Annotated in this window: 24 protein-coding genes; 12 read left to right on the top strand and 12 right to left on the bottom strand. The window is 66.2% G+C overall.

The window, feature by feature from the left end; all coding sequences use genetic code 11:
• Positions 1-74: 74 nt before the first annotated feature.
• Positions 75-2,093: a propionate catabolism operon regulatory protein PrpR gene (gene prpR, locus FVF58_RS07705; protein WP_149669303.1), complete on the bottom strand. Its 2,019-nt coding sequence runs from the start codon at positions 2,091-2,093 to the stop codon at positions 75-77.
• Between the two features lie 244 nt (positions 2,094-2,337).
• Here prpR and FVF58_RS07700 point away from each other — a divergent pair, with 244 nt between their 5' ends.
• The 3 genes from FVF58_RS07700 to FVF58_RS07690 all read left to right on the top strand — a co-directional run bounded on the left by FVF58_RS07700 (position 2,338) and on the right by FVF58_RS07690 (position 5,553).
• Complete coding sequence (locus FVF58_RS07700; RefSeq protein WP_149669302.1) at positions 2,338-3,219, top strand: isocitrate lyase/PEP mutase family protein; 882 nt, start codon at positions 2,338-2,340, stop codon at positions 3,217-3,219.
• Positions 3,220-3,626: 407 nt separating this feature from the next.
• Positions 3,627-5,066 (top strand): MFS transporter, encoded by a 1,440-nt coding sequence (locus FVF58_RS07695; RefSeq protein WP_149669301.1) that lies wholly within the window; start codon positions 3,627-3,629, stop codon positions 5,064-5,066.
• 49 nt (positions 5,067-5,115) lie between these two features.
• On the top strand, positions 5,116-5,553 hold the full coding sequence (locus FVF58_RS07690; protein ID WP_149669300.1) for a GNAT family N-acetyltransferase: 438 nt from the start codon (positions 5,116-5,118) through the stop codon (positions 5,551-5,553).
• Between the two features lie 7 nt (positions 5,554-5,560).
• On the opposite strand, the gene FVF58_RS51260 is transcribed toward FVF58_RS07690, so the two are convergent.
• The 4 genes from FVF58_RS51260 to FVF58_RS07670 all read right to left on the bottom strand — a co-directional run bounded on the left by FVF58_RS51260 (position 5,561) and on the right by FVF58_RS07670 (position 9,010).
• Positions 5,561-5,758 carry a hypothetical protein gene (locus FVF58_RS51260; protein ID WP_188130742.1) on the bottom strand — a complete coding sequence of 66 codons (198 nt, stop codon included), beginning with the start codon at positions 5,756-5,758 and terminating at the stop codon, positions 5,561-5,563.
• A 92-nt stretch (positions 5,759-5,850) separates the two neighbouring features.
• The gene (locus tag FVF58_RS07680; RefSeq protein WP_149669299.1) at positions 5,851-6,729 is read right to left on the bottom strand and encodes a 2OG-Fe(II) oxygenase; all 879 of its coding nucleotides are present in this window, start codon (positions 6,727-6,729) and stop codon (positions 5,851-5,853) included.
• A 99-nt stretch (positions 6,730-6,828) separates the two neighbouring features.
• Positions 6,829-7,308, bottom strand: a complete 480-nt coding sequence (locus tag FVF58_RS07675; protein ID WP_149669298.1) for a nuclear transport factor 2 family protein — start codon at positions 7,306-7,308, stop codon at positions 6,829-6,831.
• A gap of 121 nt (positions 7,309-7,429) precedes the next feature.
• Positions 7,430-9,010, bottom strand: a complete 1,581-nt coding sequence (locus tag FVF58_RS07670; RefSeq protein WP_149669297.1) for an MFS transporter — start codon at positions 9,008-9,010, stop codon at positions 7,430-7,432.
• Between the two features lie 109 nt (positions 9,011-9,119).
• Between FVF58_RS07670 and FVF58_RS07665 the strand changes: the two genes are divergently transcribed.
• From FVF58_RS07665 to FVF58_RS07655, 3 genes are all read left to right on the top strand, one after another.
• Positions 9,120-10,007, top strand: a complete 888-nt coding sequence (locus FVF58_RS07665) for a LysR family transcriptional regulator (protein WP_149669296.1) — start codon at positions 9,120-9,122, stop codon at positions 10,005-10,007.
• 165 nt (positions 10,008-10,172) lie between these two features.
• Positions 10,173-10,787 carry a hypothetical protein gene (locus FVF58_RS07660; RefSeq protein WP_149669295.1) on the top strand — a complete coding sequence of 205 codons (615 nt, stop codon included), beginning with the start codon at positions 10,173-10,175 and terminating at the stop codon, positions 10,785-10,787.
• 130 nt (positions 10,788-10,917) lie between these two features.
• Positions 10,918-12,270 (top strand): DUF2325 domain-containing protein, encoded by a 1,353-nt coding sequence (locus FVF58_RS07655; RefSeq protein WP_149669294.1) that lies wholly within the window; start codon positions 10,918-10,920, stop codon positions 12,268-12,270.
• Between the two features lie 30 nt (positions 12,271-12,300).
• Here FVF58_RS07655 and FVF58_RS07650 read toward each other — a convergent pair whose 3' ends face one another.
• The 3 genes from FVF58_RS07650 to FVF58_RS07640 all read right to left on the bottom strand — a co-directional run bounded on the left by FVF58_RS07650 (position 12,301) and on the right by FVF58_RS07640 (position 13,950).
• On the bottom strand, positions 12,301-12,699 hold the full coding sequence (locus FVF58_RS07650) for a winged helix-turn-helix domain-containing protein (RefSeq protein ID WP_188130741.1): 399 nt from the start codon (positions 12,697-12,699) through the stop codon (positions 12,301-12,303).
• 51 nt (positions 12,700-12,750) lie between these two features.
• Positions 12,751-13,284 (bottom strand): nitrogen fixation protein NifQ, encoded by a 534-nt coding sequence (locus tag FVF58_RS07645; RefSeq protein WP_149669491.1) that lies wholly within the window; start codon positions 13,282-13,284, stop codon positions 12,751-12,753.
• A gap of 177 nt (positions 13,285-13,461) precedes the next feature.
• On the bottom strand, positions 13,462-13,950 hold the full coding sequence (locus tag FVF58_RS07640) for a molybdopterin-dependent oxidoreductase (protein ID WP_149669292.1): 489 nt from the start codon (positions 13,948-13,950) through the stop codon (positions 13,462-13,464).
• A 280-nt stretch (positions 13,951-14,230) separates the two neighbouring features.
• On the opposite strand from FVF58_RS07640, the gene FVF58_RS07635 reads away from it, so the two are divergent.
• Entirely contained in the window at positions 14,231-15,109 is an 879-nt protein-coding gene (locus tag FVF58_RS07635; protein WP_149669291.1) for an extracellular solute-binding protein, read from the top strand.
• Positions 15,110-15,112: 3 nt separating this feature from the next.
• Complete coding sequence (locus FVF58_RS07630) at positions 15,113-16,975, top strand: ABC transporter ATP-binding protein/permease (protein WP_149669290.1); 1,863 nt, start codon at positions 15,113-15,115, stop codon at positions 16,973-16,975.
• On the opposite strand, the gene FVF58_RS07625 is transcribed toward FVF58_RS07630, so the two are convergent.
• From FVF58_RS07625 to FVF58_RS07610, 4 genes are all read right to left on the bottom strand, one after another.
• A complete protein-coding gene (locus FVF58_RS07625) occupies positions 16,972-18,402 on the bottom strand; it encodes a nicotinate phosphoribosyltransferase (RefSeq protein ID WP_149669490.1) in 1,431 nt (476 codons plus the stop codon). The two genes, FVF58_RS07630 and FVF58_RS07625, sit on opposite strands and share 4 nt — an antisense overlap.
• Positions 18,403-18,472: 70 nt before the next feature.
• The gene (locus FVF58_RS07620; RefSeq protein WP_246216973.1) at positions 18,473-18,670 is read right to left on the bottom strand and encodes a hypothetical protein; all 198 of its coding nucleotides are present in this window, start codon (positions 18,668-18,670) and stop codon (positions 18,473-18,475) included.
• 156 nt (positions 18,671-18,826) lie between these two features.
• A complete protein-coding gene (locus tag FVF58_RS07615; protein WP_149669289.1) occupies positions 18,827-20,029 on the bottom strand; it encodes a CpaE/TadZ family protein in 1,203 nt (400 codons plus the stop codon).
• Positions 20,030-20,097: 68 nt separating this feature from the next.
• Positions 20,098-20,409: a hypothetical protein gene (locus FVF58_RS07610; protein ID WP_188130740.1), complete on the bottom strand. Its 312-nt coding sequence runs from the start codon at positions 20,407-20,409 to the stop codon at positions 20,098-20,100.
• Between the two features lie 1,325 nt (positions 20,410-21,734).
• Between FVF58_RS07610 and FVF58_RS07605 the strand changes: the two genes are divergently transcribed.
• From FVF58_RS07605 to FVF58_RS07590, 4 genes are all read left to right on the top strand, one after another.
• Positions 21,735-23,171 carry a sigma-54-dependent transcriptional regulator gene (locus tag FVF58_RS07605; RefSeq protein WP_149669288.1) on the top strand — a complete coding sequence of 479 codons (1,437 nt, stop codon included), beginning with the start codon at positions 21,735-21,737 and terminating at the stop codon, positions 23,169-23,171.
• A gap of 116 nt (positions 23,172-23,287) precedes the next feature.
• Positions 23,288-23,635: an NIPSNAP family protein gene (locus tag FVF58_RS07600; protein ID WP_149669287.1), complete on the top strand. Its 348-nt coding sequence runs from the start codon at positions 23,288-23,290 to the stop codon at positions 23,633-23,635.
• A 126-nt stretch (positions 23,636-23,761) separates the two neighbouring features.
• Positions 23,762-24,067 (top strand): hypothetical protein, encoded by a 306-nt coding sequence (locus tag FVF58_RS07595; protein WP_149669286.1) that lies wholly within the window; start codon positions 23,762-23,764, stop codon positions 24,065-24,067.
• A 138-nt stretch (positions 24,068-24,205) separates the two neighbouring features.
• Complete coding sequence (locus tag FVF58_RS07590) at positions 24,206-26,866, top strand: mechanosensitive ion channel family protein (protein WP_149669285.1); 2,661 nt, start codon at positions 24,206-24,208, stop codon at positions 26,864-26,866.
• The last annotated feature ends 120 nt before the right edge of the window (positions 26,867-26,986 follow it).

Raw genomic sequence — 26,986 nt, 5'->3', positions numbered from 1 at the left:
GGTAAAGCGGATTGTTTTAATCAGAGCAATAGTCTGGAACTATTTAACTCGCCGCTGCCGTCTATCGCGTCGGGTCAATCCTTCAGAAGCCGCCACAGCGTGGTACGGCCAATTCCCAGCGCCCGGCTTGCCGCGGCGCGATTGCCGCCGGAGCGTTCGAGGGCGTGCAGCACGTCCTTGCGGGTGGGCGTGGCGCGGACAGAAATGTTTCCGATGGTGCCATCTGCGACGCCCGGCGTGGTCTTGACCGGCGCCGCCCGCGTCATGCGCCCGAACTCGGGGAACACCGCCTGCCAATCCTGCGACGCGTCCGCCGCTGCGTCGCCGAAATAAATCGCCGCGCGCGCGAGCAGGTTTTCCAGCTCCCGGACGTTGCCGGGCCACGCGTAGTGCTCGAATAGCGGCGCGAGAAACGCCAGCACCCGCTGTTGCGCAGCGTCCGGCAAACCGTATTGGAGCGCGCCGCGGCTCAACAGGCGCCGCGCCAGCGGGGCGACATCGCCGCGCCGCTCACGGAGCGACGGCAATTCTATCTGAAGCAGGTTCAGACGAAAATATAAATCCGCCCGAAACGCGCCCTGCTCGACCAGCGCATGCAAGTCGCGGTGGGTTGCGGCAATGACCCGCACGTCGACCGGCGTCGCGCGTCCCGAGCCGACCTTCATCACCTCGCGCTCCTGCAGCACGCGCAACAGCCGGCTTTGCAGCGCGGCCGGCATCTCGCCGATTTCATCGAGGAAGATCGTGCCGGTGTGCGCGATCTCGAACAGGCCCGGCTTGCCGCCGCGGCGCGCGCCAGTGAACGCGCCCTCTTCGTGGCCGAACAGTTCGCTTTCGATCAGGCCTTCCGGCAGCGCCGCGCAATTGAACGCGACGAAAGGATTGCCGCGCCGCCGGCTGGCGTTGTGGATGCCCTGCGCGACCAGTTCCTTGCCGGTTCCGCTTTCGCCGGTGAGCAGCACGGTCGCGTCGTGCGCCGCGCCGGCGCGCGCGAGGCGGCGCACTCGTTCCAGCGCTGGCGAGCCGCCGATCAGATCGTCGAGCTGGTGCCGCGCGACCAGATGTTTCGGCCGCTGGCTGGTGCGCAGCGAGCGGTCGATCCGCTGCGCGACCAGCGCGTCCTGCACCGTCACCACGGAGCCGGAGCGCACGCCGTGCTCGACGATCGGCACGCAATTGACGATCAGCGCGCGGCCGCCGATCTGCTCGATGCGCTCCTCGATCGGCTGATCGTGCGCGAGCGTTTCGCGCAGCAATGGACCCACCAGGCGCGCTACTTGCGCAGCCATGTCGTGTTCGCGGCCGCCCACGGGCGCTTCCTGCAGGGCGTTGCCCAAACGGGCTTCCTGCGGACCGCCCAGGCCGAGCAGTTCGAGCATCGCCGGATTGACCGCTTCGAGCTGGCCGGCGTCGTCGAAGGCGGCGACGCCGTCGCGCAGATGCGCGACGATCGTGTTCAGCCGCACGCGCTTGGACTCCTTCTGACGGCTCACGCGCGCCAGCTCGACGGAACGCTCGAACGCCTCTTCGACCGCGCCGAGCGAGTACAGAAAGACGCTCTCCATGCCGGCCTGCTGCGCGAGATCGCAAGCCATGCCCGGGCCGATGATCACGCTGCAGCCTTCGGCGGCGAGCTTGTCGACGGCGAGCCGCACTTCGTCAGCCGAGCGGTACGCGCACTGTTTCAGGCCGACGTTCAGCCACGGGCCCAGGTCGGCGAGTTCCTGCGAGACCGTTTCATGCAACGCGAGTCCGATCCGCGCGCCGGGCCACGTGGTGGCGGCGAGCGTGATCGCGTTCAGCACGTCGAAGCCGTTCACCTTGACCATCACGACCGGCACGTTCAGATGCTCGCGCAGATACGCGCCGTTCGAGCCGGCGGCCAGCACGACGTCGACCGCGCCCGCATCCACGTAGGCTTGCAGCGTGGCGACTGCCGCGCCGTACCCTTCCCGGACCGGGAAAAATTTCGCGCGCTCGGCGTAGCGCGGCGCGACCGTCTCGCAAAGCGACTGCAGCCGGCTGATACTCACTAGTGCGACACCCGGCCGGGCGGAATTGGAATTGACAAGGGACGACGTGAAGGTGGACACCGCGGGCACTCCTTTTCTGACCCTTCGAGGCTCAACGTTCGGCCTTCAATGTTTGAGCGTTGAAACGTTCCGTGAAACGTTTCATGGAACATAAACCGTATTCTGCCACGAACGGCCCAACCCAGTCCCCTCGGCCTAACTCATTGATTACTCGAGACAAAGCTGCGACCGTCGCCAAATGGCACGCTTCCTGCACAATAGCGCCCCATCCCGCCAACGACTTTCCTTCTGGAGACACCCTGTCATGACCACTTCCGCTACCCGTCGCGCCGCATTCCGCGCCAAAGTCAACGAACGCCAGGGCCTGCTCGTGCCCGGCGCCTTCAATGCGATGAGTGCCCGCGTGATCGAGGACGCCGGCTTCGAGGCGCTCTACATCACCGGGGCGGGCGTCACCAATATGTCGCTCGGACTGCCCGATCTCGGCTTCATCGGACTCGCCGAAGTCGCCGAACACACAGCGCGCATTCGCGACGCGGTCGCGCTGCCGCTGATCGTCGATGCCGACACCGGCTTCGGCAACGCGCTGAACGTGCGCCAGACCGTGCGCGTGCTCGAGCGCAGCGGCGCCGACGTGATCCAGTTCGAAGACCAGGTGATGCCGAAGAAATGCGGCCACTTTTCCGGCAAGGAAGTGGTCGCGGCGAGCGAGATGGTCGGCAAGATCCGCGCGGCCGTCGACGCCCGCGAAGACGGCAATCTGCAGATCATGGCGCGCACCGACTCCGCGGCGGTCCACGGCATCGAGGATGCGATCGAGCGCGGTCATCGCTTCATCGAAGCCGGCGCCGACATTCTGTTCATCGAGGCGACCGAATCGCTTGCCGACATCGAACGGCTGCCGGCGCTGTTCGACAAGCCGCAACTGATCAATATCGTGATCGGCGGCAAGACGCCGGTGCAGTCGCGCGAGGCGCTCGCGAAGCTCGGCTACGGCATCGTGCTGTATGCGAACGCGGCGCTGCAGGGCGCGGTGCTCGGCATGCAGCGCGCGCTCGGCAGCCTGCAGAGCAATGGCCGGCTCGACGAGGATGCGACGCTCGTCGCGCCGTTCAGCGAACGCCAGCGGCTCGTCAACAAGCCGCTGTACGACCGGCTGGATCGCGAGTACGCCGCGAAGGACTGAGCGGCGCGCGACGATCGTGTTTCCCGCGCCGGTCCGTTGCGCGGCGCGCTGCGCGGACGGGCCGTCGCACCGTCATGCGCCGTGCTGGCTGTGCGTTGGAGCGTGCGTTGGAGTGGCGTGTCCTGCGTTCGGCAACGGTATGGCGCCATTTATTGCGTTAGGATTCAGGGCTGGCAACGCGCGTGCGATCCATCACGGCTTCACGCGTGCATCGCCCCAGCACCGGCCATCCTGAAGCCCGGGCTTCTCGCGCGGACGTGGGGCGCCCGGATGCCGGAAGCCCGGACGCCGGAAACACGTTATCGAAAGGTAGTCGCAACCAACATGAAGTCCACTCCATCGCGCGCCGCGCGCCCGCACGCCGACAACCTCGGCGCCCCCGCAAGCATTGCAGCGGAGACCGCGCAATGACCAGCGGCAGCACACGCAACGCGCATGTCGGCTGGCTGCCGTATCTCGTCGCGGCCACCTTCTTCATGGAGTATCTCGACACCACGGTGATCGCCACCGCGCTGCCGCAGATGGCGCACTCGTTCGGCGTCGGACCGAACAGCCTCAGTCTCGGCATGACCGCGTACATGCTGGCGCTGGCGATCTTCATTCCGGCCAGCGGCTGGGTCGCCGACCGCTGCGGCGCACGCACGGTGTTCTTCAGCGCGATCGCCGTGTTCACGGCGGCCTCGGTGTTGTGCGGCCTGTCGCAGAACGTCGTCGAATTCACCGCGGCGCGCGTGCTGCAAGGCGTGGGCGGCGCGATGATGGTGCCGGTGGGCCGCCTGATCGTGGTCCGCAGCACCGAGAAGAGCCGCATGATGCAGGCCATCTCGACGATCACGTGGCCGGCCATCGCCGCACCGGTGGTCGGGCCGCCGGTGGGCGGCTTCATCACCACCTACGCGTCGTGGCGCTGGATCTTTCTGCTGAACGTGCCGTTCGGTCTGGCGGCAATGGCCGTCGCGCTCGCGCTGGTGCCGAACCTGCGCGGCGCCGAACGCAAGCCGCTCGACGTGGTCGGCCTGCTGCTGAGCGGCCTGACGCTCACCGCGATCCTGTACGGCGCGGAACTCGCGAGCCAGCCCGGCACGAATCCGTGGATCGCCGGCGCGGTGGTGCTAGGCGGCCTGCTCGCGGGCGTGGTGGCGTTCCAGCACGCGAAGCGTCATCCCTATCCGTTGATCGACGTGTCGACCTTGAAAATTCCCACTTTCTCCGTGACGGTGGTGACGGGTTCGTTCACGCGCATCGGCATCGGCGCGGTGCCGTATCTGATGCCGCTGCTGTTCCAGGTCGGCTTTGGTTTGTCGGCGTTCAGATCGGGGCTGCTGTTGCTCGCGAGCGCGCTCGGCAACCTCGGCATGAAGGCGCTGACCACGCGCATTTTGCAGCGCTACGGTTTCCGCATGGTGTCGATCGTCGACGTCGCGGTGGCCGGGATATTCATCATCGCGTGCGGTCTGTTGACGCCGAACGTGCCGCTCGCGCTCGTGCTGTTCGTCGTGTTCGTGTATGGCGTGGCGCGCTCGATGCAATTCTCGACGCTCGCGACGCTCGCCTACGCCGATGTCGCGCAGCCGCAGATGAGCGCGGCGAGCACGCTATGGAGCGCGGCGGCGCAGATGACGATCGGCCTGGGCATCGCGTTCGGCGCGGTCTCGCTGCGCGCGGCGGCATTCTTCAACGGCGAAACGACAGGCCGCGTCTTCACGCTCGACGATTTCCGCCTCGCATTTCTATTTGCCGGGGTGCTGACGCTGGTGTCCGTGGCGGGTTACATGGGCCTCGCGCCCGACGCCGGACAGAGCGTCGGCGGCGGCTCGCGCGGCAGCGAGGACCCGGCGAAGGGGTGATGGCGAGTGAGGCTGGCAGCGGCAACCCGAAACCAGGCGGAGACACGCAGTGCAAACCAGTGAACTGACCGTCTCGAACGACAAGACCTTACTCGACATCGAGATGGTCTATGCGTTCCTGTCGCAGGAAACCGGGTGGGCCAAGGGCATGCCGCGCGACACGTTCGAGCGGGCTGTTGCGGGCTCGCTATGTTTCGGCGGCTATATCGACGGCACGCAGATTGCGTTCGCGCGGCTGATCACCGACGAGGCGACCTTCGCTTACCTGTGTGACGTATTCGTGCTGCCCGCATATCGCGGCAAAGGCTATGCGACGACATTGATGAAGCAGATATTCGCGAGCCCGTCGCTCACGGGTCTGCGAAGAATCGTGCTGGTGACCACCGACGCGCACCACGTCTACGAACCGCACGGCTTCACGCAAGTGGCGAATCCCGAACGCTATATGGAGTTGCATAACCCGGACGTCTACAAGACGACGGCTTGAGCGCGGATCAAACGGACACCGTAAGCGCCTGCGCGCCGAAGGCCGGCGCAACGGCTCGGCCATTCTGATGGCCAGCGCCTGTCATGCGCGCGTCGATGCCGTGTCGGCACTGGTCGCGACCATCGGTGTGGCCGGCAGTCTCGCCGGCTTGCCGACGCTCGATCACATCGCCGGCGCGGCGATCGGCCCTGCTGATCCTGCGCATGGGCTATGCAAGCGGCCGCGACGCCCTGAAGCAACTGTTCACCACCTCCACCGGCCCTGCCCCGACCCGGCAGAAAGCCGAATGATGCGGACTCAACCGTAAGCGCGTTCGCGCATCCACTTCGTCATGATCCACTTGTCGCCGGCGAGCACCGGCGCGCCCGCGTGCAAGGTCAGCGGATCGAGTTGCCGCTGGCCGTTCATATAGCGGAAATACACCGCGCCGCCCTGCTTCGCCGCGACCGAGATGCCCGCTTGCGGGAAAGTGGTTTCGCCGCCGTCAGGCACGTCGTTCAGATAGATCACCAGCGTCGCCACCCGCTGGCCGCCCTTTGCGGTATGCGCCGCGCTGCCCGGCTGATCGGGCGGGAAGTAATCGAAATGCGCGCGGTATTCGCCGGTCGTGTCGTAGTGCAGGATCTGCAGCCCTTCGCCGTTTTCAACCGGCGAGTTCATCAGACTCGCGATGCGCCGGTCGAGCTTCTCGATGAACGCATCTTCGCCGCGTTGACACCAGATGCCTTCGCTGGTGCGGTTGCGAATCACGTCCTCGTTGCCGGTGTCGGGATTGACCGTGGTGGAGCGCTTCAGCCGATGACGCGAGCGTTCGATCATCTCGCCGCACTCGTCGGCGGACAGCACGTCCGCGAACACGATCACCTGAGGACGCTCGCAACGCATCAGCACGCGCACATCGCGGTCGTACGCGCGAATCACATTGCCGCGCGCGACCGGCGACTCGTCATACTGGTAAGTTTGCGGCGCGGCCTGCGCAAGTGCCGCCTCGGTCGCGGGCTGCCCGGCAAGCCCGGCATTCGCGAGGCCCCGGTCAAACGTTTCATGCACCGCCACGCGCGCCGCGTCGGCGGCGAAGCCCGCGCGCACCATCGCCTCGATCATCGAGTCCGGACTGCAACCGCGCGCCACATTGCTGTCCAGCCACTCTTCCCACGCGGCATCCACTACTGGCATAGCACTCCTTGTCATTCGGCCTGAACGGATCCTGGATCAACTGGCCGAATCATAGCAAGCGCGACGCGCGCACATGACGACAGATCGACGACTCCGCTTTCAGCGATCCCGTTCGCGATTGCGATAGGTGGCGAGTCCCTTGCGTGCCTGCGCGCGGATCAAGCGATGCACGAGCGGCGACCAGCCGAGTAGCGCGCCGCGCACGCCCAGCGCCTGACGCAGCCACAGCCACAGGCCGAAGCGGTCGCGGTGCTCGACGATGCGTCCGTCGCGAAACGCGAAACGCGCTTCGATCTCGTTGACCACCGCGCGGCCCGTCTGGCTGAACTGATAGCGGGCGACCCAACGGGCCTGACCGGTGTGCTCGTCCGCGGCGACGCCGTCGAACGTCAGCGAGAAGTCCTGCGCGCGCTCCACCAGCATGCGCCACATGTCGCGTGCTTCTTCGCCGCGCAGCTCGCCGAACACGGGGTCGCTGAAGACGACGTCATCGGCATAGCAGGCGACCATCGTTTCGGCGTCGCGTCGCTGAAATGCGGTGTAAAAACGTTCGATCAGTTCGGAGTTGGGATGGCTCATTGTTTTTTGTGTCGTGCGTGGCCGGAGTACGGCGGGAAGCCACCTGGCGATGTATCCGCAAGGACTCGACGGCGGGAATGCAGCACGATAGCGGAAAACGGCGCTCACGGGCAACGCAAACTCACGATCTGTCCGGCCCCGCGCCACGCACCCGCCGGGCTTGCGCTGCGCCGGCCAGCCACCACACGCCAGCCGCGACCGACGCTGCGACCAGCGCCGCCACGCGAAGCGCGGCAGCAAACCCATCGGCGAAGCTCGCGTGCGCGGCCGCTGTCAGTGCAGCCCCCAGCGCGGGCGGCAGATGCGCGGTGGCCTGCGCGGTGTCGCCGGCCAGCACGCGCGACATGAAGCCCGCGTCGAGTGCGGCTTTCACGCCGGGCGTCAACGGGACGGCAGCGATAAAAGCCGCGTGAGTGCGCGCTGCGAGCACCGCGCCGAGCACCCCGACCGAGGTGACGATCGCCGTGAAGCGCGTCGTCGTGCTGACACCGGACGCCATGCCGGTCCGCTCCGGCGGCACGCACGCCATGATGGCCTTCTGCGTATCGCCGTTCAGGATCCCGGCGCCCAGCCCCGTCACGATCATGCCGAGCGCGACCCACGCGTACCGCTCGCTCCCGGCCACCGACGCGGTCAGCAGGTTGCCGCATGCGATCAGCAGCAAGGCTGCGGACAGCAACGTCATGGCGGAAATCCGCTTGCCAAGCGCCGCGCCGATGTACGGCCCCACCACCATCGCCAGCGCGAACGGCAGCATGCCGACACCCGCGGCCACCGCCGACAGACCGAACGCGTTCTGCAAATACAACGGCAAAAACGTCATCATCACCTGTGCGCACGCGGCGTAGCCGAACATCGCGAGCACGGCGGCGACGAAGCGCGCTTGCCGGAATAACGCGAGATCGATCATTGCGTGCGCCCGGACCCGCTGCACCTGGATGAACGCGCCGAACAGCAGCGCGCACGCGAGAAGCCTCGCGCCCGTAGTCCAGCTCGCGAGGCCGTGCGCCGGCATCTCGATCAACGCCCAGATGCCGAGCGCGAGCGCGACGCCGAACAGCAGGCTGCCGGCGGCATCGAGCGGACCGCGCGCGGGATTGCGCGACTCGCGCAGCGCTCTCGACGCACACCACGCGAGCACCGCGCACACAGGCAGATTGAGCAGAAAGATCCAGCGCCAGCCGAACCATTGCGTGATGACACCGCCTACCAACGGCGCCACCGTGGTCGCCACGCCCATGCAGGTCCCCCACACGGCCCATGCGCGCGCGCGTGCGGGTCCGTCGTGAAAGGTGTTCGCGATCACGGCGAGCGCGGCGGTCAGCAGCATCGCAGCACCCACGCCCTTGACCGCGCGCGCGAGGTTCAGCGCGGCCGCCGAACCCGCAACGCCGCAACCGAGCGACGCGATGAAGAACACCGCGAGGCCCAGCAGCAGCATCTTCTTGCGGCCGACGCGATCGGCGAGCGCGCCCGCGGGCAGCAGACACGCGGCGAAGGCGACCATATACGCGCTGACGACCCATTCGACATCGGCGAAACTCGCGTGGAACGAGCGTGCGATCGATGGCAGCGAGACGGCCACGACATTGGTGTCCAGCACGATCAGCGCGCAAGTGGCGGAAGCAGTGGCGAGCACGAACGCCGAATTGGCGGCCGGCTGCTGCGCGGGCGCTGTGCTAGTGGTAGAGACGGATGACATGCGGGTAGGCACGGACGATTCGAAGTCACGTCATGGTAGCGATGCGTCTATTGCCTGTCATTGCCATAAAATCACAAAATAATTAACCTCAGAGGCAATACAGAAAATCATGCGACAGCTCGAACTTCGCCATATCCACGCCTTCGTTTGCGTCGCAAAACAACTGCATTTCTCGCGTGCCGCCGACGAACTGGGCATCGCCGCGCCGTCGCTGACCAAGCTGATCCAGGAAGCCGAACGCCTGCTCGGCGTGCGGCTCTTTCATCGCACCAAGCGCTCGGTGGCGCTGAGCGCGGCGGGCACTGCCTATCTCGCCGAGGCGCTCATCGCCCTCGACCATCTCACGCGCGCCGGGGAGCGCGCGGTGCTGGCCGAACGCGGCGAACTGGGGCGGATCGAAGTCGGCTATGTGGCGTCGGCGGCCTATGCGGGCGTGTTGCAACGGGCGGTCGGCGGCTTTCGCGACACGCATCAGGGGGTCGACATTTCCATTCGCGAAGTGCCCATGGACAACGTCGCCGCAATGCTGCGCGACGGCCTGCTCGACGCGGCCTACGTGCGCCCGCCCATGCCGCTGGCCGACGGCATTCAGGCCGCCACGGTGCACCGCGACCGGTTCGTCCTCGCACTGCCGGCCGATTGCCCGCTCGCGGCCTTCCCGAGCATCCGGTCCGCGCAGTTGCGCGACCATTGTTTCGTGCTGCCGGAGCAGGAGGCCGGCACCTTCGAAGTGGCGCGGCGCGGGCGTTTTTCCGCGCGACTCGGGCCGCGTCCAGGCACGCTCGCGGCGGTGCTCGCCTGCGTGTCGCTCGGCGGCTACGTGGCCGTGGTGCCGCATACGCTGGCCGATTGCATCACGCTGCCGGGGGTCGTGTACCGCGACATCGCGGGTCAGCCGATCCCCTCGGAGATTGCGATCGCCTTCCGCAAGTACGAGCGGGCGCCCGCCGTCAACGCATTTCTGAAGTACGCGCGGAGCGTCAAAGGCCACGCATAGCCCACGCATAAACCCCGCGTCGCAAGCCGCGGTGCAACACGAGCGCTGTCTTTCGTTATATCCTGTCGGATATCACGGTAGGCTTCATCGCTTGCGCAAGGGCCGCCCTTCGGGCGTTTGCGCCACTCGCGACGAAGCAAAACGGGCCAGCAGGAGCCAGCAGCGGTGCGCAGTCGATCCCCTTTGTCCGATCTCGCGGAACGCGGTCAACACTTCGCGAACGATATCTCGTCGACCCTCGTCGCGGTGAAGGCGGCGTCCGAGCGCGGCCGCGCCGAATCGATCCGCGATGTCGTCGATGCCTATCGGCGCCTGTACGGCAGCGTGCAGCGCTTCGTCGCGATGCTCACCGGCGGGCGGCTGAATTTCGCGTCGGTCGGTACGTCGGGCTCGCACTCGCTGCACCAGTTGCTGTCGATCCTCGCGCAACACGCGGGAGCGGCCGGCTTCGCGCGGCTGCGCGAACTGAACGCTGCGATCAACGAAGCGCGCTCGGCGGAGCAACTGCGCGACGCGATCTTCTCCGACGCACTAAGCAACGACGTGCCCGCGTTGCGCAAGGTGGTGGCGGAACTCGAACGGCTCGACGCCGCGTTTATCGGCCTGTGCGTCGGCCATGTGCTGGAACAGCACGCATCGACGACCGGCAGCGAGATAGCCGCGATTGCCGCCCCGGTCACGGCCGCGAGCCGGCGCGCCATCGCGCGAAGCACGGCGCCAGCCACAGCCAATCCGCGCAAAGCGCGCGCCGAGCCCATCCTCATCCGCTCAACCGACTAATTCGCCATCGCCGTACATGAACGCTCTCTCCTGCCCACCGTTATATCCGTTCGAATACATCGCTAGCGGTGCCCTCGCTGCGAGCGTGCGCGTTGAGCGCGCCTGACACCGCCCCGGATTCGAGATCGCCATGCACACGCCCCCGTTTCGCCTTGCCCAGTCCTCGCGTCTGAAACTGTCCGGCGACGAGCTTGCCAACGCCGGCATCCGCGCCGCCGACCCTTGCTGCACGCCCGCGCAGACATCGCCTGCGAGCCGCAAACGGCGCGCGCGCCTTTCCGAACTCGACGCGCATTTGCATTGCTCGATCATCGGGACCTGTCTGAGCACGCACGAGTTGCGCAAGCTGTTGCCCAGATTCACCCCCCTCGACCGGCGCGACGCCAGCGACCTGGAGATTCATCATTGCGCGGTCGAACTGGCGATCGAAGGCGGCCCAGACGCCAAGGCGCTGCAAAAGCTGCTCGACGAGCATTACGCGGGTGCGATCCGCCGTTTCGACGAGACCTCCGACGACGTCGACCTGCTTAAGCTCTGGGATGAAGCGCTGAAAAACGGCGACATCCCGCCGGCCTACTGGGCGTTGATGACGCATCCGTTCGCGACCATGCCGGTGCGCCAGAAAGCGTTCGGCGAATTGCACATGCTGTCGCATCTGGTCGGCGCGGCCAATCGCGCGGATATTCGCCGACTGGTTGCACTGGAAGAAGAAAACGCGGCGCTCAAGGAGAAAGTCGAGCGGCAGCAGAGCCGCTTGCAGGAACTCAGCATGCAGCGCGACGCGTCGATCGCCGCGCTGAACGAGCGCATCGCACAACTCACCGCCCAGACATCCCGGCCGAAGGCCGCCGATGCCGCCGGCCTCGAAGCGGAAGCACAACGACTACGCGACAAACTGGCCGACGCCGATCAGCGTGTCGCGTTGCATACCAGCCGTCGCGAGGCCGCCGAGCAACGTACGCACCAGGAACAGGACGCCGCGCGCGCGTTACGCGAGAGCCACGATCGGGCGTTGACGCTGCTCAAGCTGGTGCAGAGCGAATGCGATGCACTGGAACGCGCGACCGTCGATGCGGCAGACGCCGTCAGCGGCGCCGGTGTGCGCCGCGCGAGCCTCGAGCACGTGCGCAGCAAGCGGATCGTGTACGTGGGCGGCCGGCCCGGCTCGAACGCCGCGCTCAAACGACTGGTGGAAGCGGCCGGCGGCGATCTGGTGGTGCACGACGGCGGCTTGGAAGATCGCAAGGGGCTGCTCGCGGCTGCGTTGCCCGGCGCGGATATCGTCGTGTTTCCGGTGGACTGCATCGACCACGATTCGATGAACATGCTCAAACGCATCTGCGAGCGGCATCAGATCGACTATCACCCGCTGCGTGCGGCGAGCGTGGCGAGCTTCGTCGAATTGATGGCCCGCCTGCACCCCGAGCATCTCGCTCAACTCGGCAATCCGCCGGCTTCGGCGTTTTGCATCCGGCACGGATGAGCACAAGATACGCGAGCGAGGAGCCGCCGCTCAGGAACGGATCAGCCGGGTCAGCTCGGTGATCTGCTTCGCGCAACTGCGCCGGGCTTCTTCCTCGACCTCGCGATACAGGCGGATGATGTTCTCGCCGACCGGCGTGAGCGTGCAGCCGCCGCCGGCTTGACCGCCCTGTTCCGACTGCGTGGCGGGCGACTTGAGCGAGCGGTTCAGTTCGTCGATCAACAACCACGCGCGCCGGTACGACATGTCAAGGCTGCGCGCCGCCGCCGAGATCGAGCCATATTCGCGCACCGCTTCGAGCAGATCGACTTTGCCTGGTCCGAGCGCGACCGCGTCACCGCTACGAATGCGCATTCGGAAACGCACTTCAGGGCGCGTCTTTGCGGATTTCTTCGCTGCTGTGGGTTTGGTTTTTGCGGTGTCAGCCATGCGCGAAAGGATACACGAACCCTCTCGCGCTGCCACCAGGCCGAACGGCCTTCAGCGACCTTGCGGGAAGCAGTAGCCGTAGTCCTCGCAGCCCGGACAACCCGGCGCGGGACCAGGTTGCAAGCCCAACGAAAGCGCGCGTTGCGCGGCGAGGAATTTCTTCCACCGCAAGTTGGCGACATTCAGCGCGACGAGTGTCGGGAAATAGCGCGTCAGCATCCACGTGACTTCTTCGCGGCCGGCAAGCCCGAGGTCGCGCCATAAGTGGTCAGGGCGCAGGCATGCGTGCGCGATGATCGTGGCGATGCAGTGCGCGTCGTCCGCGTGGACGGCGGCGCTTGCGTGGGTGAGCAGCAGAGCGTGAAGCGTGTGGACGAAGCCGGCGTTGGTGTCGATGCTGACCGCGAGCGGCAATGCGGACGCAGCCGCGTGCGTGAAATGCCGCGCCAGCAACCCGCGCCACTCGCGCGGCTCCAAGCCGAGCAACGCGAGTTCGTTGTGCGTGTCGCGTGCGGCGATCAGCTTGGCGAACAGCCGGGTGTCGGCGCGGGACGCGTCCGTTGCCACGCTCAGCCATGTGTTCATGCATGCTGCAATTTGCGGGTCGAGCGGCAACTGCAAAGGTTCGGCGCCGGAGTCGCCCAGGCCGGCAGCCGGCGCAGCATCGGCGGCATGAACGGCATTTGCAGGCGGATCGTCAGACATGGTGGCAACGCGATGAGCAATAACAGACCATCTTACGCCCCGCGCTTCACCACCGCCCTAAGCCGATGGCGTCAGCACACGCGCCTCGATGCGCGCCAGTCGTTTGACGTGACGCGGCGCGGGCAGGATGTCCGAGCCGGAAAACAGGATCGGCGCGCCGTCGTCGGCGTCGAGCCTGCGCCCGCCGCATTCATAGGCGACCAGCACGTTCTCGCCGATCGGCGTATTGAACAGCTCGTGCCACGAAAACGTCACGACATAGCCATCCTGCCCCACCGCGATGAACACCGTGCGCTTGAACTCGCCCGGCACGTCGCTCGGCAGACCGGCCTCGCTGATCAAAGTCGTCAGGCGCACACCGCGATACGCGTCGACGTTGCCGATGAAGCGGTTCGTCGTGTAGCAGCGCAGATCGAACGGCGTGGCCGTGACGCTTTCGTAACGCTTCAGTTGTTCGAGGCTGAAAGACAGCGGCCGCTGGAACCGCCCGCACAGCAAGAGTGCATCGTCGACGGTGGCCTCGGCCATCCTGTCGATACTTTCCATATGCGGTTATCTCCAGGATCGGCGCCCAGGCGCCCTGTTCAATCGCTATGTCCGTGTGTATATTACGCTGCGCTCGGCCGTATCGGTGCGGAACTGCGTCGATACACACCATATCGGCAGCCATATTGCGGTCGACCGCGCAGGCAGTGCTAGCGGCACCAGCTACGTGCGGATCTTCCCGCTCGACTGACTCGATCGACACGACACCGACGTCGCATCATGCAACCCAACGCGATGACGTCGTAATATAACGCTCTTAATAACGTATCGGGGTTATCGCATGATTCGCAAGCTGCTCGCTTCTCTCGTGATCGTCACCGGCATCGTGACGGCCGCGCCCGCCTTCGCACAGGGCAACGCGGTCAACGTGCTGTACGCGGGCTCGCTCGTCAACCTGATGGAGCGCAGCATCGGCCCCGCGTTCGAGAAAGCCACCGGCCAGCAGTTCCGCGGCTACGCGGCGGGCTCGAACAAGATCGCCAATGAGATCAAGGGCAAGCTGCGGCGCGGCGACGTGTTCATCAGCGCGAGCCCGAAAGTGAACAGCAACCTGATGGGCGAGGCGAACGGCAACCACGTCACGTGGTATGTGAACTTCGCCGAATCGCCGTTGATGATCGGCTATAACCCGCAGAGCAAATTCGCGTCGCAGTTCAAGAGCAAGCGCTGGGATCAGGTGCTGCAGCAACCGGGCATCCGCATCGGCCGGACCGATCCGAAGCTCGATCCGAAGGGCGCGTTCACCGTCGAAATGATGACCAAGGCGGCCGATCTCTATCATCAGCCCGACCTCGTCGAGAAGACGCTGGGCACCGCCGAAAATCCCGAGCAGGTGCTGCCCGAGGAAACGCTGGTGGGCCGCCTGCAATCCGGCCAGCTCGACGCCGGCTTTTTCTATTCGACCGAGACGTCCGACCTGAAGATTCCGGCAATCCGCCCCGCGCCTGAATTGCAGGCCAAGGCGAGCTACACACTGACGGTCCTCGACGACGCGCCGAACCACAGTGGCGCGGTCAGCTTCGTCGACTTCCTGCTGAGCGAGCAAGGCCGCGCGCTGCTCAAGCAGCACGGCGTGGACGTCGTCAAACCCACGGTGAGCGGCAACGTGCAGGCGATACCGCCTTCGGTGCAAGCCGTGCTCGACGCCGCCGCGCAATAAGCGGTGAAGCGCACCGCGGCGCGACCGCTGCTGTGGCTGGCGGCGCTGCTGGCCGTCTATCTGTGCGCTCCGTTCGTCGCGAGCGTGCCGCAACTCGGCGCGGCGGATTGGGCGAACGTCGACTGGCGCGCGACGTGGTCGGCGGTCGGCGTGTCGGCGGCGAGCGCCACGGTGGCCTCGCTCGTCATCCTGCTCGGCGGCGTGCCGCTCGGTTATTTTCTGGCGCGCGCGAGTTCGCGCAAGATGGCGCTGCTCGGCTTCGTCGTGCAGTTGCCGCTCGCGCTGCCGCCGCTCACGAGCGGCGTGCTGCTGCTGTTTCTGCTCGGCCCGTATAGCGGAATCGGCCGCCTCACCGGCGGCGCGCTGACGGACTCGTTCGCCGGCATCGTGCTGGCGGAGGTCTTCGTGGCCGCGCCGTTTCTGATCATCGCCGCGAAGTCCGCGTTCACCGCCGTCGACCCGGTGCTCGACGACGTCGCCGCGACGCTCGGCCATCATGCGGGCAGCCGCTTCTTCCGCGTGATGCTGCCGGTGGCGTGGCCGGCGATTCGCGCCGGGCTCGCTCTTGCATGGCTGCGCGCGTTCGGCGAATTCGGCGCGACCGTGATGGTCGCGTACCACCCGTATTCGCTGCCGGTCTACACGTACGTGGTGTTCGGCGGCCAGGGGCTGCCGGCGATGATGCCCTTGCTCCTGCCCACGCTTGCGATCGCGATCGTCTGCGCGGCGCTGTCGATTTACAGCCTGCGGCAAAAGCCCGCAGCAGATCAGAGCGAAAACGGCGATGACGCGCTGGAGCCCGCCACCCATCTCACCGCGAGCCGCGGCGACGCGAGCGATCGCCGCCTCGCGTTCCATCTGCGGCGCCAGTTGGGCGCGTTCGACCTCGACATCGCGTGGACGCCCGCCACGCGGCGGCTCGCGATCATCGGGCCGTCGGGCTCGGGCAAATCGCTCGCGCTGCGTCTGATCGCGGGGCTCGAATCGAACGCGTCGAGCACGGTGCGCCTCGGCTCGACCGAATTGCACACCCTGCCCCCGGAGCGCCGCCAGATCGGTTACATGCCGCAAGACTACGGCCTCTTTCCGCACATGAGCGTGGCGCGCCAGCTGGCGTTTCCCGTCGATGCCGACGCCGCCAGCGCGCGTTACTGGCTCGATCATCTGGGCCTCGCGCGGCTGGTCGGGCGGCTGCCGCATCAGTTGTCGTTCGGCCAGCGGCAGCGGGTGGCGCTCGCGCGCGCGCTGACGCGGCATAGCGAACTGCTGCTGTTCGACGAACCGTTCGCCGCACTGGACACGCCGCGCCGGCGTCTGTTGCAGCAATCGTTGCGGGCGTTGCAGCGCGAGATCGCGGCAGTGACGATCATCGTCACGCACGATCCGGATGAAGCCGCGCTGCTGGCCGATGAGGTGCTAGTCGTCGAACAGGGGCGCGTGTTGCAAGCGGGCTTTATCGCTGACGTGTTCGAGCGGCCGGCTTCGATGCGCGTGGCGGCGCTGCTCGGTCTGCATAACGTCGGCGAAGGGTCGATGAGCGCCGCGGGTCAGGTGGAGATCGGCCACGGCTTGACGGTCGGCGCAGGCGAAGGCAACAGCGCCGGACCACGTCCAGGCCTTGCCGCCGGCCAGCGCGTCATGTGGCGCGTGTCGTCGCATGCGTTGGCCGTCACCTCGCAAGGCGCGCATGCGGGCGTGATCGAGGCGGTCGAATTACGGCGTGGCGAGCGCTATGTTCGCGTGAATATTGCCGGGGTGCACTTCGAAATGGCTAGTGAAGATGCCGGCTTGCGCGAAGGCGCCCCGTGCCGGATCAATATCCGCGCAGCGGGCGTGACGGTGTGGCCCGCGGGCGGTCCACGCTAGACTTCGCCCGCGTGCGCCCGGCTCCTGATCTCGGCAAGCGATACGTCAACCAGTAACCTGCCGGAATCGAACACGGTCACCAGCGCGTCTTCCCATTCGCCCTTCTCGCCCGCGATGGGCAGCGTCACCGTCCGGTACTCGCCCGTGCGACGATTCACCTGCAGCGTCAACCGGCCTTTCATCGAGCGCTTGCCGGCGTCCGTGACCGGGTCCTTGTGCACATCACGCCACTCGTCGCCGAGGCGGATCGCGGAGCACTTCATCGCGAAGCGCTGCGTATCGCGGTTGATCTGCTGCAGCAGCGCGCCGCCCATGCCGAACACGATGTTGTCGGCCGCGTAACCGGCCGCGTCCATGGCGGCGAGGATCGCCTCGATCGACTCCGGATTCACGCTGTCGCCCTGAATCACGCGCACGTTGGCAAGCACGCGCCGCCCTTTGCGATTCACCGCCGAGCCGAACGACGCGTCGAGCGCGCGCAGCGTCTGCAACACGATCGTGCGCGGGTCGCCCGAGTCGGGACGGATCACCAGCATGCCGCCGGAATCGAGCACCGCCTGCTTCAGCTCCGTGCCCCACACGTCGAGCGCGGCGAACAGATCGTAGGAGTCGGACACCACCGAGACGATCGCACCCGGCTTGCCGAAGCGCGTGATCATATTGCGGAACGCGTCGGTTTCGCGCTCGCGGCCCCACGACGTGATCGTGCTGTGCTCGGCCGCCGGCACGGAAAACGCGGCCATGGTTTCGTTGTAGTAGTGGTTCGCGGCCACCACGCCGAGCACGGTGTCCGAACCCATGAAACTGACCAGATGCGCGGCGCCGCCGATCGCCGCAGACTCCGCGCTCGACACCCCGCGCGCGCCGAAGTCGTGCAGCTTGAACGGCAATTGCGTGAGGTCGTCGCTGCTCTTTTGCAGGTACGCGCGGATCGTTTTACGCAGATGCCAGCTTTGCGTCGCCACCGTGATCGGATACCACACGCGCAGGAGCATGGTCTCCAGATACGTAGCCAGCCAGAACACCTGCGGATCGTCACATTCGACCGTGACCAGCGCGTTGTGCGTCGGCACCACCGAGCCTTCCGGCACCGCGCGAATCCGCACCGGCAGATAGCCGCCGCACTGTTCGACCACGTAGCGCCAGCCCGCCTCGTTGAACGGCTCGCCGTGCGCGAGGAAAAACGCTTTGGCCTCGTCGATCATGGCGGCCGTGACCGGCCGGCACAGATACTCCTTGATCAGCATTTGCAGGCCGAAGAACAGCGTGCGGTCGTAGCGCCCGCCGCGCGACTCGATGTACGAGAACATCGCCGACGCTTCGGGCGGATATTGCAGATAGTGCGACGCCTTGTACGAATCCGTGTTGAGGATCGGATTGGACAGGATCGACGCGATGTCATGAAGACCGCGGGTCATGTTCGGCATGGACGATGCTGCGCTCACGTGATTTTCTCGAAGGGCAAGCGGACGGACTGCGTGCCTTAACCATACACCGTCAGAATACGCCGGGAATCACCCGGAACTGCACCTTGTTCCGGTACGCGCGGCAGCGCTTGTCGCCGGACAGCAGATTCTCCTCGCGCACGATGCGCCCCACCTGCAACGCGAAGTGGCAGCCGTACACGACTATGTTCTGGATGCCGACATTGACCAGCCGGAAGCCGAGGTCCAACAGGAAGGAGCCAAGGTACATCGGATGGCCTCGAACCGGTATGCTCCGTGCGATACGACACCGCGATCGGCGGGCAGGATGCCGAACGAGCGGCGCAGCGACGGCTTCGCGAACCGCTCCCGATCCGCACTCGACGCGTAACGAATGATCCGCGCTGGGCTGGCGCGGGAAACAGACTCAAATCCCCGGCTTCAATTGCGGCGGCAAGTTCGGCCACGTCGTCAACAACCGGCCGATCATGCTTTTACGGCGCTCGGCCGTCGCCGGCCACAGCATCCCGGCGAGCAGACCGATGCCGTGCGCAAGCGCGCTGTCGCGGGCCAGCGTCACGAGCGGCACGCCCCGGCTGAGCGCTTCGTTGACATGCTTGTCGTCGCGTGGCAACTGATGCGTGACTTTCGCGCCAAGGGTTTTCTCGAGCATCGGCAGATTGATCTGCGCGCTCTTGTCGTATTGATTGACCACCACGCGCACCTTGCTGGCCGGATAGCCCAACTCCCTGAAGATGTCGAGCATGCGGCGCCCGCCGTGCAGATAAAGCGGGTTTTGCCGCACGACCATGCAAATCGCGTCGCTGTGATCGAGCGCGTGGATCGTCAGCGCGTTCAGGCTCGCGCCGACATCGATCAGCACCGCGTCATAGCGCTCGCGCACCAGCGCGAGAATCGGCTCCAACTGCGCCGGCAGCAACTCTGCGGCCTTGAGCGGATCGCCCGCGCCCGCCAGCAGGTCCAGGTTCGCGTGCACGGGCATCACGCACGAGTCGAGCAACGCGGCGTCGAGCCGCTCGATCTGTGAACACAGATCGGCGAGGGTCGTCGGCGGCGGCCGGTCGGCCATCAGCAGGCTCGCGTCGGCGAACTGCTGGCTCAGGTCGATCAGCAGCACGCGCCGGTCGCGTTGCGCGGCGAGCGAACAGGCGAGATTGACGGCGACCATCGTCGTGCCGCTGCCGCCCTTGCTCGACGCAAGCGACACGACCCGTCCCGTGCGCCGGCCGGGCGCGTTTTTCTTCACGTCGATGCGGGTCAGCGCGTCCGTAACCGTCTGCGGGTCGAGCGGCCATGACAGCACGTGCCGCACGCCGATGCGCCGCGCCGCGCCCAGCAACGCGGTGGACGGCGCCGGCGTCACCAGCATGCAATGCAGCGTCGGCCAGCAGGCGAGCGCTTCTTCGATGCCGTCGAGTTCGCGCGTGTTCAGATTCGAATCGTCGACGATCAGCAGATCGGCGCCGCGGATCACGCGCGAATGCGCGTCCAGTTGCCGGAGCGTGCCGTACACCATGCGCAGCCGGTAGCGCACGCCGCTCTCTTCCAGCCGCGCAACGATGTGTTGCGCATGTTCGGTGCTGGCGGCAATCAGGAAGATGTCGATCATGTCGGGGCTCCGCCGGTCTGCGTCGGCCGGGTTGACGCGGCCACGTCGACCACGGTCGACGCCCGGAATTATTCTTCGAAATCGAACGGGTAAATCCACCCGCCGCGGTCGTCGTTGCGTTCCGGGCTGCGTTCCGGGCTGCGTTCGCGCTGCACCGGCGTCTCGTAGACCGCGTCGCGCAACTCGTCGAGCTGCAACTCGGCTTGCGCGCGGCGCTTGAGCTCCCCGGCGATCACCAGCGTCAGCAGATCGGGCGCCGGTGCGGCGAACAGCGCAGCCGACGCGGCAACGTGCCGGCGGTAGCGAAACCCGGTTGCACCCACGGCGGCTCGATGGTCTAACCGCGTTGCGTCGATCGGCTCAGGAATCAGCTTTTTCATGACATCCCCCGAAAAAATGGGCCTGCTCCACGCCCTGTCCAGGTGGCCGTGCCCGCGCAACCCTGCGGACACGGCACCCAGTTCACCTCATAACTCGTCTCTCTACGGAGACTAGCGGCCTCTCCCCGCTTCTTCGCGCCCGGCTGGTCCTGTCCGTGCGCTACCCCTGCTTTGTTCAGTCCGTCGCTCGCAAACAGCATAAACAGCACGAACGCGCAACCTGTCGTTATTGCTCTCCCCTTCGCGTCCGTCCGTAAGAAACGGAAAAAGCTGCGCGAACAATTTTTTACGTCGTCCGGTTATGAATGGCCGATATTGCTATCAATCAGTCATCCGCTTTTTAATTCGACGTCTGTCTTATTGGCCCCGCCGCCGCCGCGGAACGCCCATTGGCTTCCTCGGCCATGCTTGCGAAGCGTTCGTTTGCCGCCGGTCTGCTTTTTTCACCGTATGCCCCGTGCTTTGAACTGGGCGGCAACGCATTCTTTTGCTGTGCAGACCTTATTGCAACGGCTATGCCATGCTGCCGAAAACCCATGAGCAGCCGTGCCTTCTACTGTGTTGCGTCCGGGCTTGACGCGTTTCGCAGCTCACATTGATTCGTTCATGACACGCGAACGGGACGGTCTTTTCGCGCAGCCGATAGATCATTGGCACGGCGCGAAGCCGCGTCGTGCGGCGCGCGCCGCGCCTGGCCGCGCGTCCCGGCGCGGCCAGGTCAAAAGTGCCGTCCCGCCGATTGGCCGCGACCCGTTTGCCAGGTCCTGCCAAATATGTAGCAGACATGAGACACGCTCCACCGGAACCTGCGAATCCGCGCTGGCTTAACCGCACTGCGAATTGCATGGTTATGTTGGATGCCTCTCATAACGGGGATTGACCAATCGCTTATTAATCGGCCATACCCGCGATTTCGCGAAAATGCTTTCTTGATCCACATTTGTTTGTATGGCGCTCTCAGGCGCTTTCGCTTATCTTTAAGCCACTGCGCCAATTAGAGCGTCTGTTTCAGGTCACCGGGGCAAGAAGCGGTTTTGTGATTCGGGGAAAAATCGTGTGGCGGTTTCAGTAATGAACGCGGTTGCCGTTACCGGTCCATTGTGTAGCGTCTCGCGGTTTGCGCCGTCCGCTCCACGCCCCGTTATTGCAGTTGCTGAAGCGTCGTCGCCGGGCTCCCGCAGCCGGTCACGAACATCCGCAAGCCGCGTCCGAGCCGCGCAAACGGAAGCGTCGCGCGGCTTGCCTGACTGAAGGTCGGCGTTGCCCGCCGGGGTGTCCTGTATGTCGAACAGCAGTCCTGTGAGCAGCATTGAACCGGGGGTAACATGAATACGCCTTGCACGCCTGTCGACACTGAACGCACCGTGTTGTACGTGTCGAACTCGCCCGACCAGGAGCTCGTCGAGTTTCTCGCGGCGTCCGGCTGGCAAGCCGTGCACGCAAAAAGCACGGCAGCCGCCGAACGCCTGATCGAGCGCGGCAACATCAAGGTCGGTCTCGTGCAACTGCCCGACGACTGCACGTCGCAGCATCTGTCCGCGCTCGCGTCGTGCATGCGGCGCGCCGAAACCAACTGGGTCGCGCAGATCGTGCCGGGGCAGACGGAAAACGAACTGATCAGCCGCTTCATCCTCGATTACTGCTTCGATTTCGTCACGCGGCCCTGGCTGAACGACCGGCTGATGTTCGCGCTCGGCCATGCGCACGGACTGTCGAGCCTGCGTCAGACCCGCGTCACGCCGGAGCCGTCGCTCGGCCGGCACGGCATGGTCGGACAGTGCGAGGCGATGCAGCAGCTCTACCGGCGCATTGACAAATGCGGCGTGACCAATGCGCCGGTGTTCGTCGCCGGCGAGTCGGGCACCGGCAAGGAACTGACCGCTCGTGCGATTCACGAGCGCTCGCCGCGCGCGGGCCGCGCGTTCGTTGCCATCAATTGCGCGGCGATTCCGCCGAGCCTGCTGCAAGCCGAGTTGTTCGGCCACGAACGCGGCGCTTTCACCGGCGCGCTGCAGCGCAAGATCGGCCGGATCGAAAGCGCCCACGAGGGCACCCTCTTTCTCGATGAAATCGGCGACATGCCGCACGAATGCCAGGCAGTCCTGCTGCGCTTTTTGCAGGAGGGCACGATCGAGCGGCTGGGCGGCAACGCGCTGATCCATGTCGACGTGCGCGTGATCTCGGCGACTCACGTCGATCTGGACAAGGCGGTCGAGGACGGCCGTTTCCGCTCCGACCTGTATCACCGTCTGTGCGTGCTGCGTCTCGTCGAGCCGCCGTTGCGCGAGCGCGGCGGCGACATCAAGCTGCTCGCCAACTACGCGCTCAGCATGTACCGGCAGGACGGCGCGCGCAAACTGCGCGGGCTGTCGAGCGACGCGATCGTCGCGATGTCGAACTATCAGTGGCCGGGCAACGTGCGCGAGCTGATCAACTGCGTGCGGCGTGCGGTAGTGATGAGCGAAGGCCGCTTCATTACCGCGAGCGACCTCGGCTTGCCCGAAGCGGACAACGGACCGGCGGTGACGCTCGCGGAAATCCGCAGCAAGGCGGAAAAGGACGCGATCGAACACGCTCTGCAGCGGCACGGCTACAGGCTGTCCGAAGCGGCCGCCGAACTCGGCATTTCGCGCGCGACGCTATACCGGTTGATGCACGCGAACCGGCTGCATCAGGACCCTGCGGGCGGACGCGCATCGAACCCGAACGGCGGCACGGATGCCGGCGACGAGGGGCAGCGGCACGCGCCTTCGCTGGTGTGAGCGGGCGGGGGCGCGCGAAGCATTGCACAGTTCATCACGCGGTGAAACATCGCAAGCGGGCGGCGGCCATACTGGCCCCCAAGCGTTCATCCCAGGACGCAACCGGGAGCTTGCACATGGCGATCACCTGTTTCATCCGCTATCGGATCGACCCGTTCCAGCGCGATGCCTTCGACGAATATGCGCGCAACTGGGGCCGCATTATTCCGCGCTGCGGCGGTCATCTGGTCGGCTACTTCCTGCCGCACGAAGGCACCAACGACATCGCGTGGGGTTTGATCGCGTTCGACAGCCTCGCGGCTTACGAGGCCTATCGGGCGAGATTGCGCGCCGACGCCGAGGCGCTCGACAACTTCAGGCTCGCGCAGACGAAGCGCTTCATTCTGCGCGAAGAGCGCACGTTTACCGAAGTGGTTGAGGGGACGTTCGGCGTTGCGCCGGTCGGCGCGATGGGCACGGTGTGATGGTGGCCGCGTGGCCGGCGCGGCGGTAACGCTCGTTCTGGCCGCTCGGTAAAGAGGCCAAGCGTACCTCATGCATAGCTCGTTGCCGGAGGAATCTCCGCCGCACTGGCCCGGATCGCCGCCGACATGTTGTGCCGGCGTTTTCAGGCCAAACAACGCCTGAAACGCGATCGGCACGAAACGCAAAAGCTCGTCGAGAAGCGTGTCAGCGATTCGGATGATTTGGATGATTCGCTGACTCGCGCGCCGGAGGCACCCGCCACCCCCTTGCCTGCCGCGTGCATCCGCGTCCGACGCACGCCCACGATGCCGCTCCCGCCGACGGGCAAGATTCTTGCTTACCCTCTGAACCCAGAAGTCGGCTTCGGCATCGGTTATCGTTACGGGTTTCGCCGACAACGCCACGCTCACGCATCGCGCAACCGTCCTTGACCGGCTTTGGGGCCGCATCCGGCGGCCTGCGCGCGCGGAACTTGTACGTTAGACCCGTGTCGGTTCATGGTCACGCCGCCGGACGCATCCACGCGTTTCGGCACAAATGTCCGCACCTGGTACCCCGCTTTACACCCTATGCGTAAAATATTCCACGTCTGGTTTTTCATTCTTCTCATCTTCGGCACCGCGCCAGCTGTTGCCGCCGCCGCACAAGCCACCCCCACTCCCGCCGCCCCGGCATCCGGCCCGGTCAGCCTGACGCCCGCGCAGGCCCGCGACGCGCTCGCCGTGCTCAACGACCCGAACCGCCGCGCGCAAGTCGCCGATACGCTGCAGGCGATCGCCGCCGCCGGGGCGCTGAGCGCGCCGCCCGCCGCTTCGGCAGCCGCGCCGGCTTCAGCCCCGGCCGCGGCGAGCGGCGCCGCCCCGCTCGTCCCCTCCGCCTTCACGTCGAACGGGCTCGCGTCGCAAATGGCCCGCCAGGGCGCGCATTGGGTCATGCATCTCGGCAAGTCCCTGCGCGGCTCGGTGGCTGCGCTGCTCGACGTCACGTCGGTCCGCGCGTGGTGGCACTGGCAATTGAGCAACCCGCATGCGCGCGGCGTGCTGGTCAACGTCGTGTGGTCGTTGCTGGCCGCGCTGGCGCCCGCCCTCGTGCTGGAATGGCTCGCACGGCGCGTGTTGCGCCGCGCCTATCAGGCGATCGCCGCGCGCCGCGAACGCAACGAACTGGAGATGGACGGCGCGCGCGAGGCCGCTGCGCCTGTCGACACTGCGCCGCCGTCCGGCGCGCCGGGCACCGCGCTGCCGCCGCTGCCGACCGGGCCCGTGCCGCCGGTGCTGGAAGCCGAGGCTCAGGCCGTCGCCGCCGCTCCGGTTTCCGCTGCCACTAGAGACAAAGACATCGAAGCCCAAGGCAAACGCAACGCCACGCACCACTGGACGCTGCTGCAACGCCTGCCGCGCGCGCTGCTGGTCACCGTGCTGCGGATGGTGCCGCTCGCGGTGTTCGTCGGCGCGGCCAGCGCGCTGATGTCGATCTTCACCACCGGCGGCACGCCGCAAGACCGCGCGCTCGACTCGCTGATCGACGTCTACGCGCTGAGCCGCGTAATCACGATCATCGGCAGCTTCTTTCTGCAGCCCGCCGCGCCGCGCCTGCGCCTGTTGCGGATGGGCGACGCGTGGGCCGTGTTCGTGCAACGCTGGATCGTGCGGATCGTCAGCGTGGTGGGCGCCGGCGTGGCGCTCGCCGAGGTCGCGCAAGCGCTCGGTCTGAACGACGCCGCGCACCTCGCGCTGCTGAAGGTGGTCGCGCTCGCCGGCCACGTGTTGATCTCGATCCTGATCCTGCAGTGCGCGAGGCCGATCGGCGAACTGATCCGCGCGAGCTTCGCGAAGCACGACTCGCTTGAGATGTTCAGCAATGCGTTCGCGGATGCGTGGGCGTGGTTCACGGCCGCCATCGTGATGGCGCTGTGGTTCGTGTGGGCCTTCGACGTGCAGAACGGCTATCACACGCTGGTGCATATCGGCGGCTGGACGGTGGCGATCCTGGTGGGCGCGCGGCTCGCGTCGATCGTGACCTTCGGTGCGCTGGCCCGGCTCTTTCACGTGCAGGACGACTCGGAGAAGTCGCTCGTGCATCAGCACGCGTACCGCTATTACCCGCTGCTGCGGCGCCTGATCAGCTGGGTGATCGGCATCGTCACCGCGCTCGCGCTCTTGCAGGTATGGGGCGTCGACGTGGTCGACCTGTTCCGCGCCGGCACGATCGGCCACCGGCTCGCGTCGGCGCTCGCGACCATCGGCGTGGCCGCGATCGTCGCGCTGATCGTGTGGGAAGTCGTCAACGTGTCGGTCGAACGGCGGCTGGACAACTGGACCACCAACGGCGATCTGATGCGCGCCGCGCGCCTGCGCACGCTGCTGCCGATGCTGCGCAGCGCGCTCTTCTGCGTGATCGCGCTGGTGGTGGCGCTGACCGGCCTGAGCGAACTCGGTGTGAACATCGGGCCGCTGCTGGCGGGCGCGAGCATCTTCGGCGTCGCGCTTGGTTTCGGCTCGCAAAAGCTGGTGCAGGATTTCATCACCGGCATTTTCCTGTTGATGGAAAACGCGCTGCAGGTCGGCGACTGGGTCACGCTCGCGGGCGTATCCGGCACCGTCGAATATCTGTCGATCCGCACCGTGCGGCTGCGCGGCAGCGACGGGTCGCTGTTCACCGTGCCGTTCAGTTCGGTGTCGACGGTGAACAACACGAATCGCGGGCTCGGCAATGCGGCGGTGCGCGTGAACATCGTGTTCGGCCAGGACGTCGATCTCGCGATCAATACGCTGAAGGAAATCGGCGCCGCGCTGCGCGAGGACGAAAAATTCAAGGACGGCATTCTGTCGGACTTCGCGTTCTGGGGCGTCGATGCGGTGGACGGCTCGGCCGTCACGCTGGCCGGCCAGATGCAGTGCCGTGACACCGCGCGCTGGGGCGTGCAGCGCGAATTCAACAGGCGCATCGTCGACCAGTTCCGCGAACGCGGCATCGGGATCGCGAATCCGCAGCGCCATCTGCTGACGTGGGACCCGGAAAGCGAGGCGGCCAAGATTGAAGCCGATGAAGGTTCCTGGCCGGTGTCGAAGGATACGCCCACGCCAACCTCGCCCGCTGACGATGCTTTGCTGAACGACGCGAACCGTAGAGGCGACGCGCCGGTCGAAGATCAGATTCCGGTCGATTCCAAGCCCGCGGGTGGTCCGGGAACGCCTGGCAATCCGGGGGCGGCTTCGCCGCATGCGTGAAGCGACGCGCGCGGCCGGCGATCAGCGGCCGCGCGCGGTAACGCGCGTTTGCCCGGCGCTGGCGCCGGCGCATAACGATGCGATGCGATGTGTGATGTGATGCATGATGCGCAGCCCGCT

This window comes from Paraburkholderia panacisoli, assembly GCF_008369935.1.
Taxonomy (GTDB): domain Bacteria; phylum Pseudomonadota; class Gammaproteobacteria; order Burkholderiales; family Burkholderiaceae; genus Paraburkholderia; species Paraburkholderia panacisoli.
Note: the sequence above shows the minus strand (reverse complement) of the source record. Positions and strands in the feature narration are given on the sequence as shown.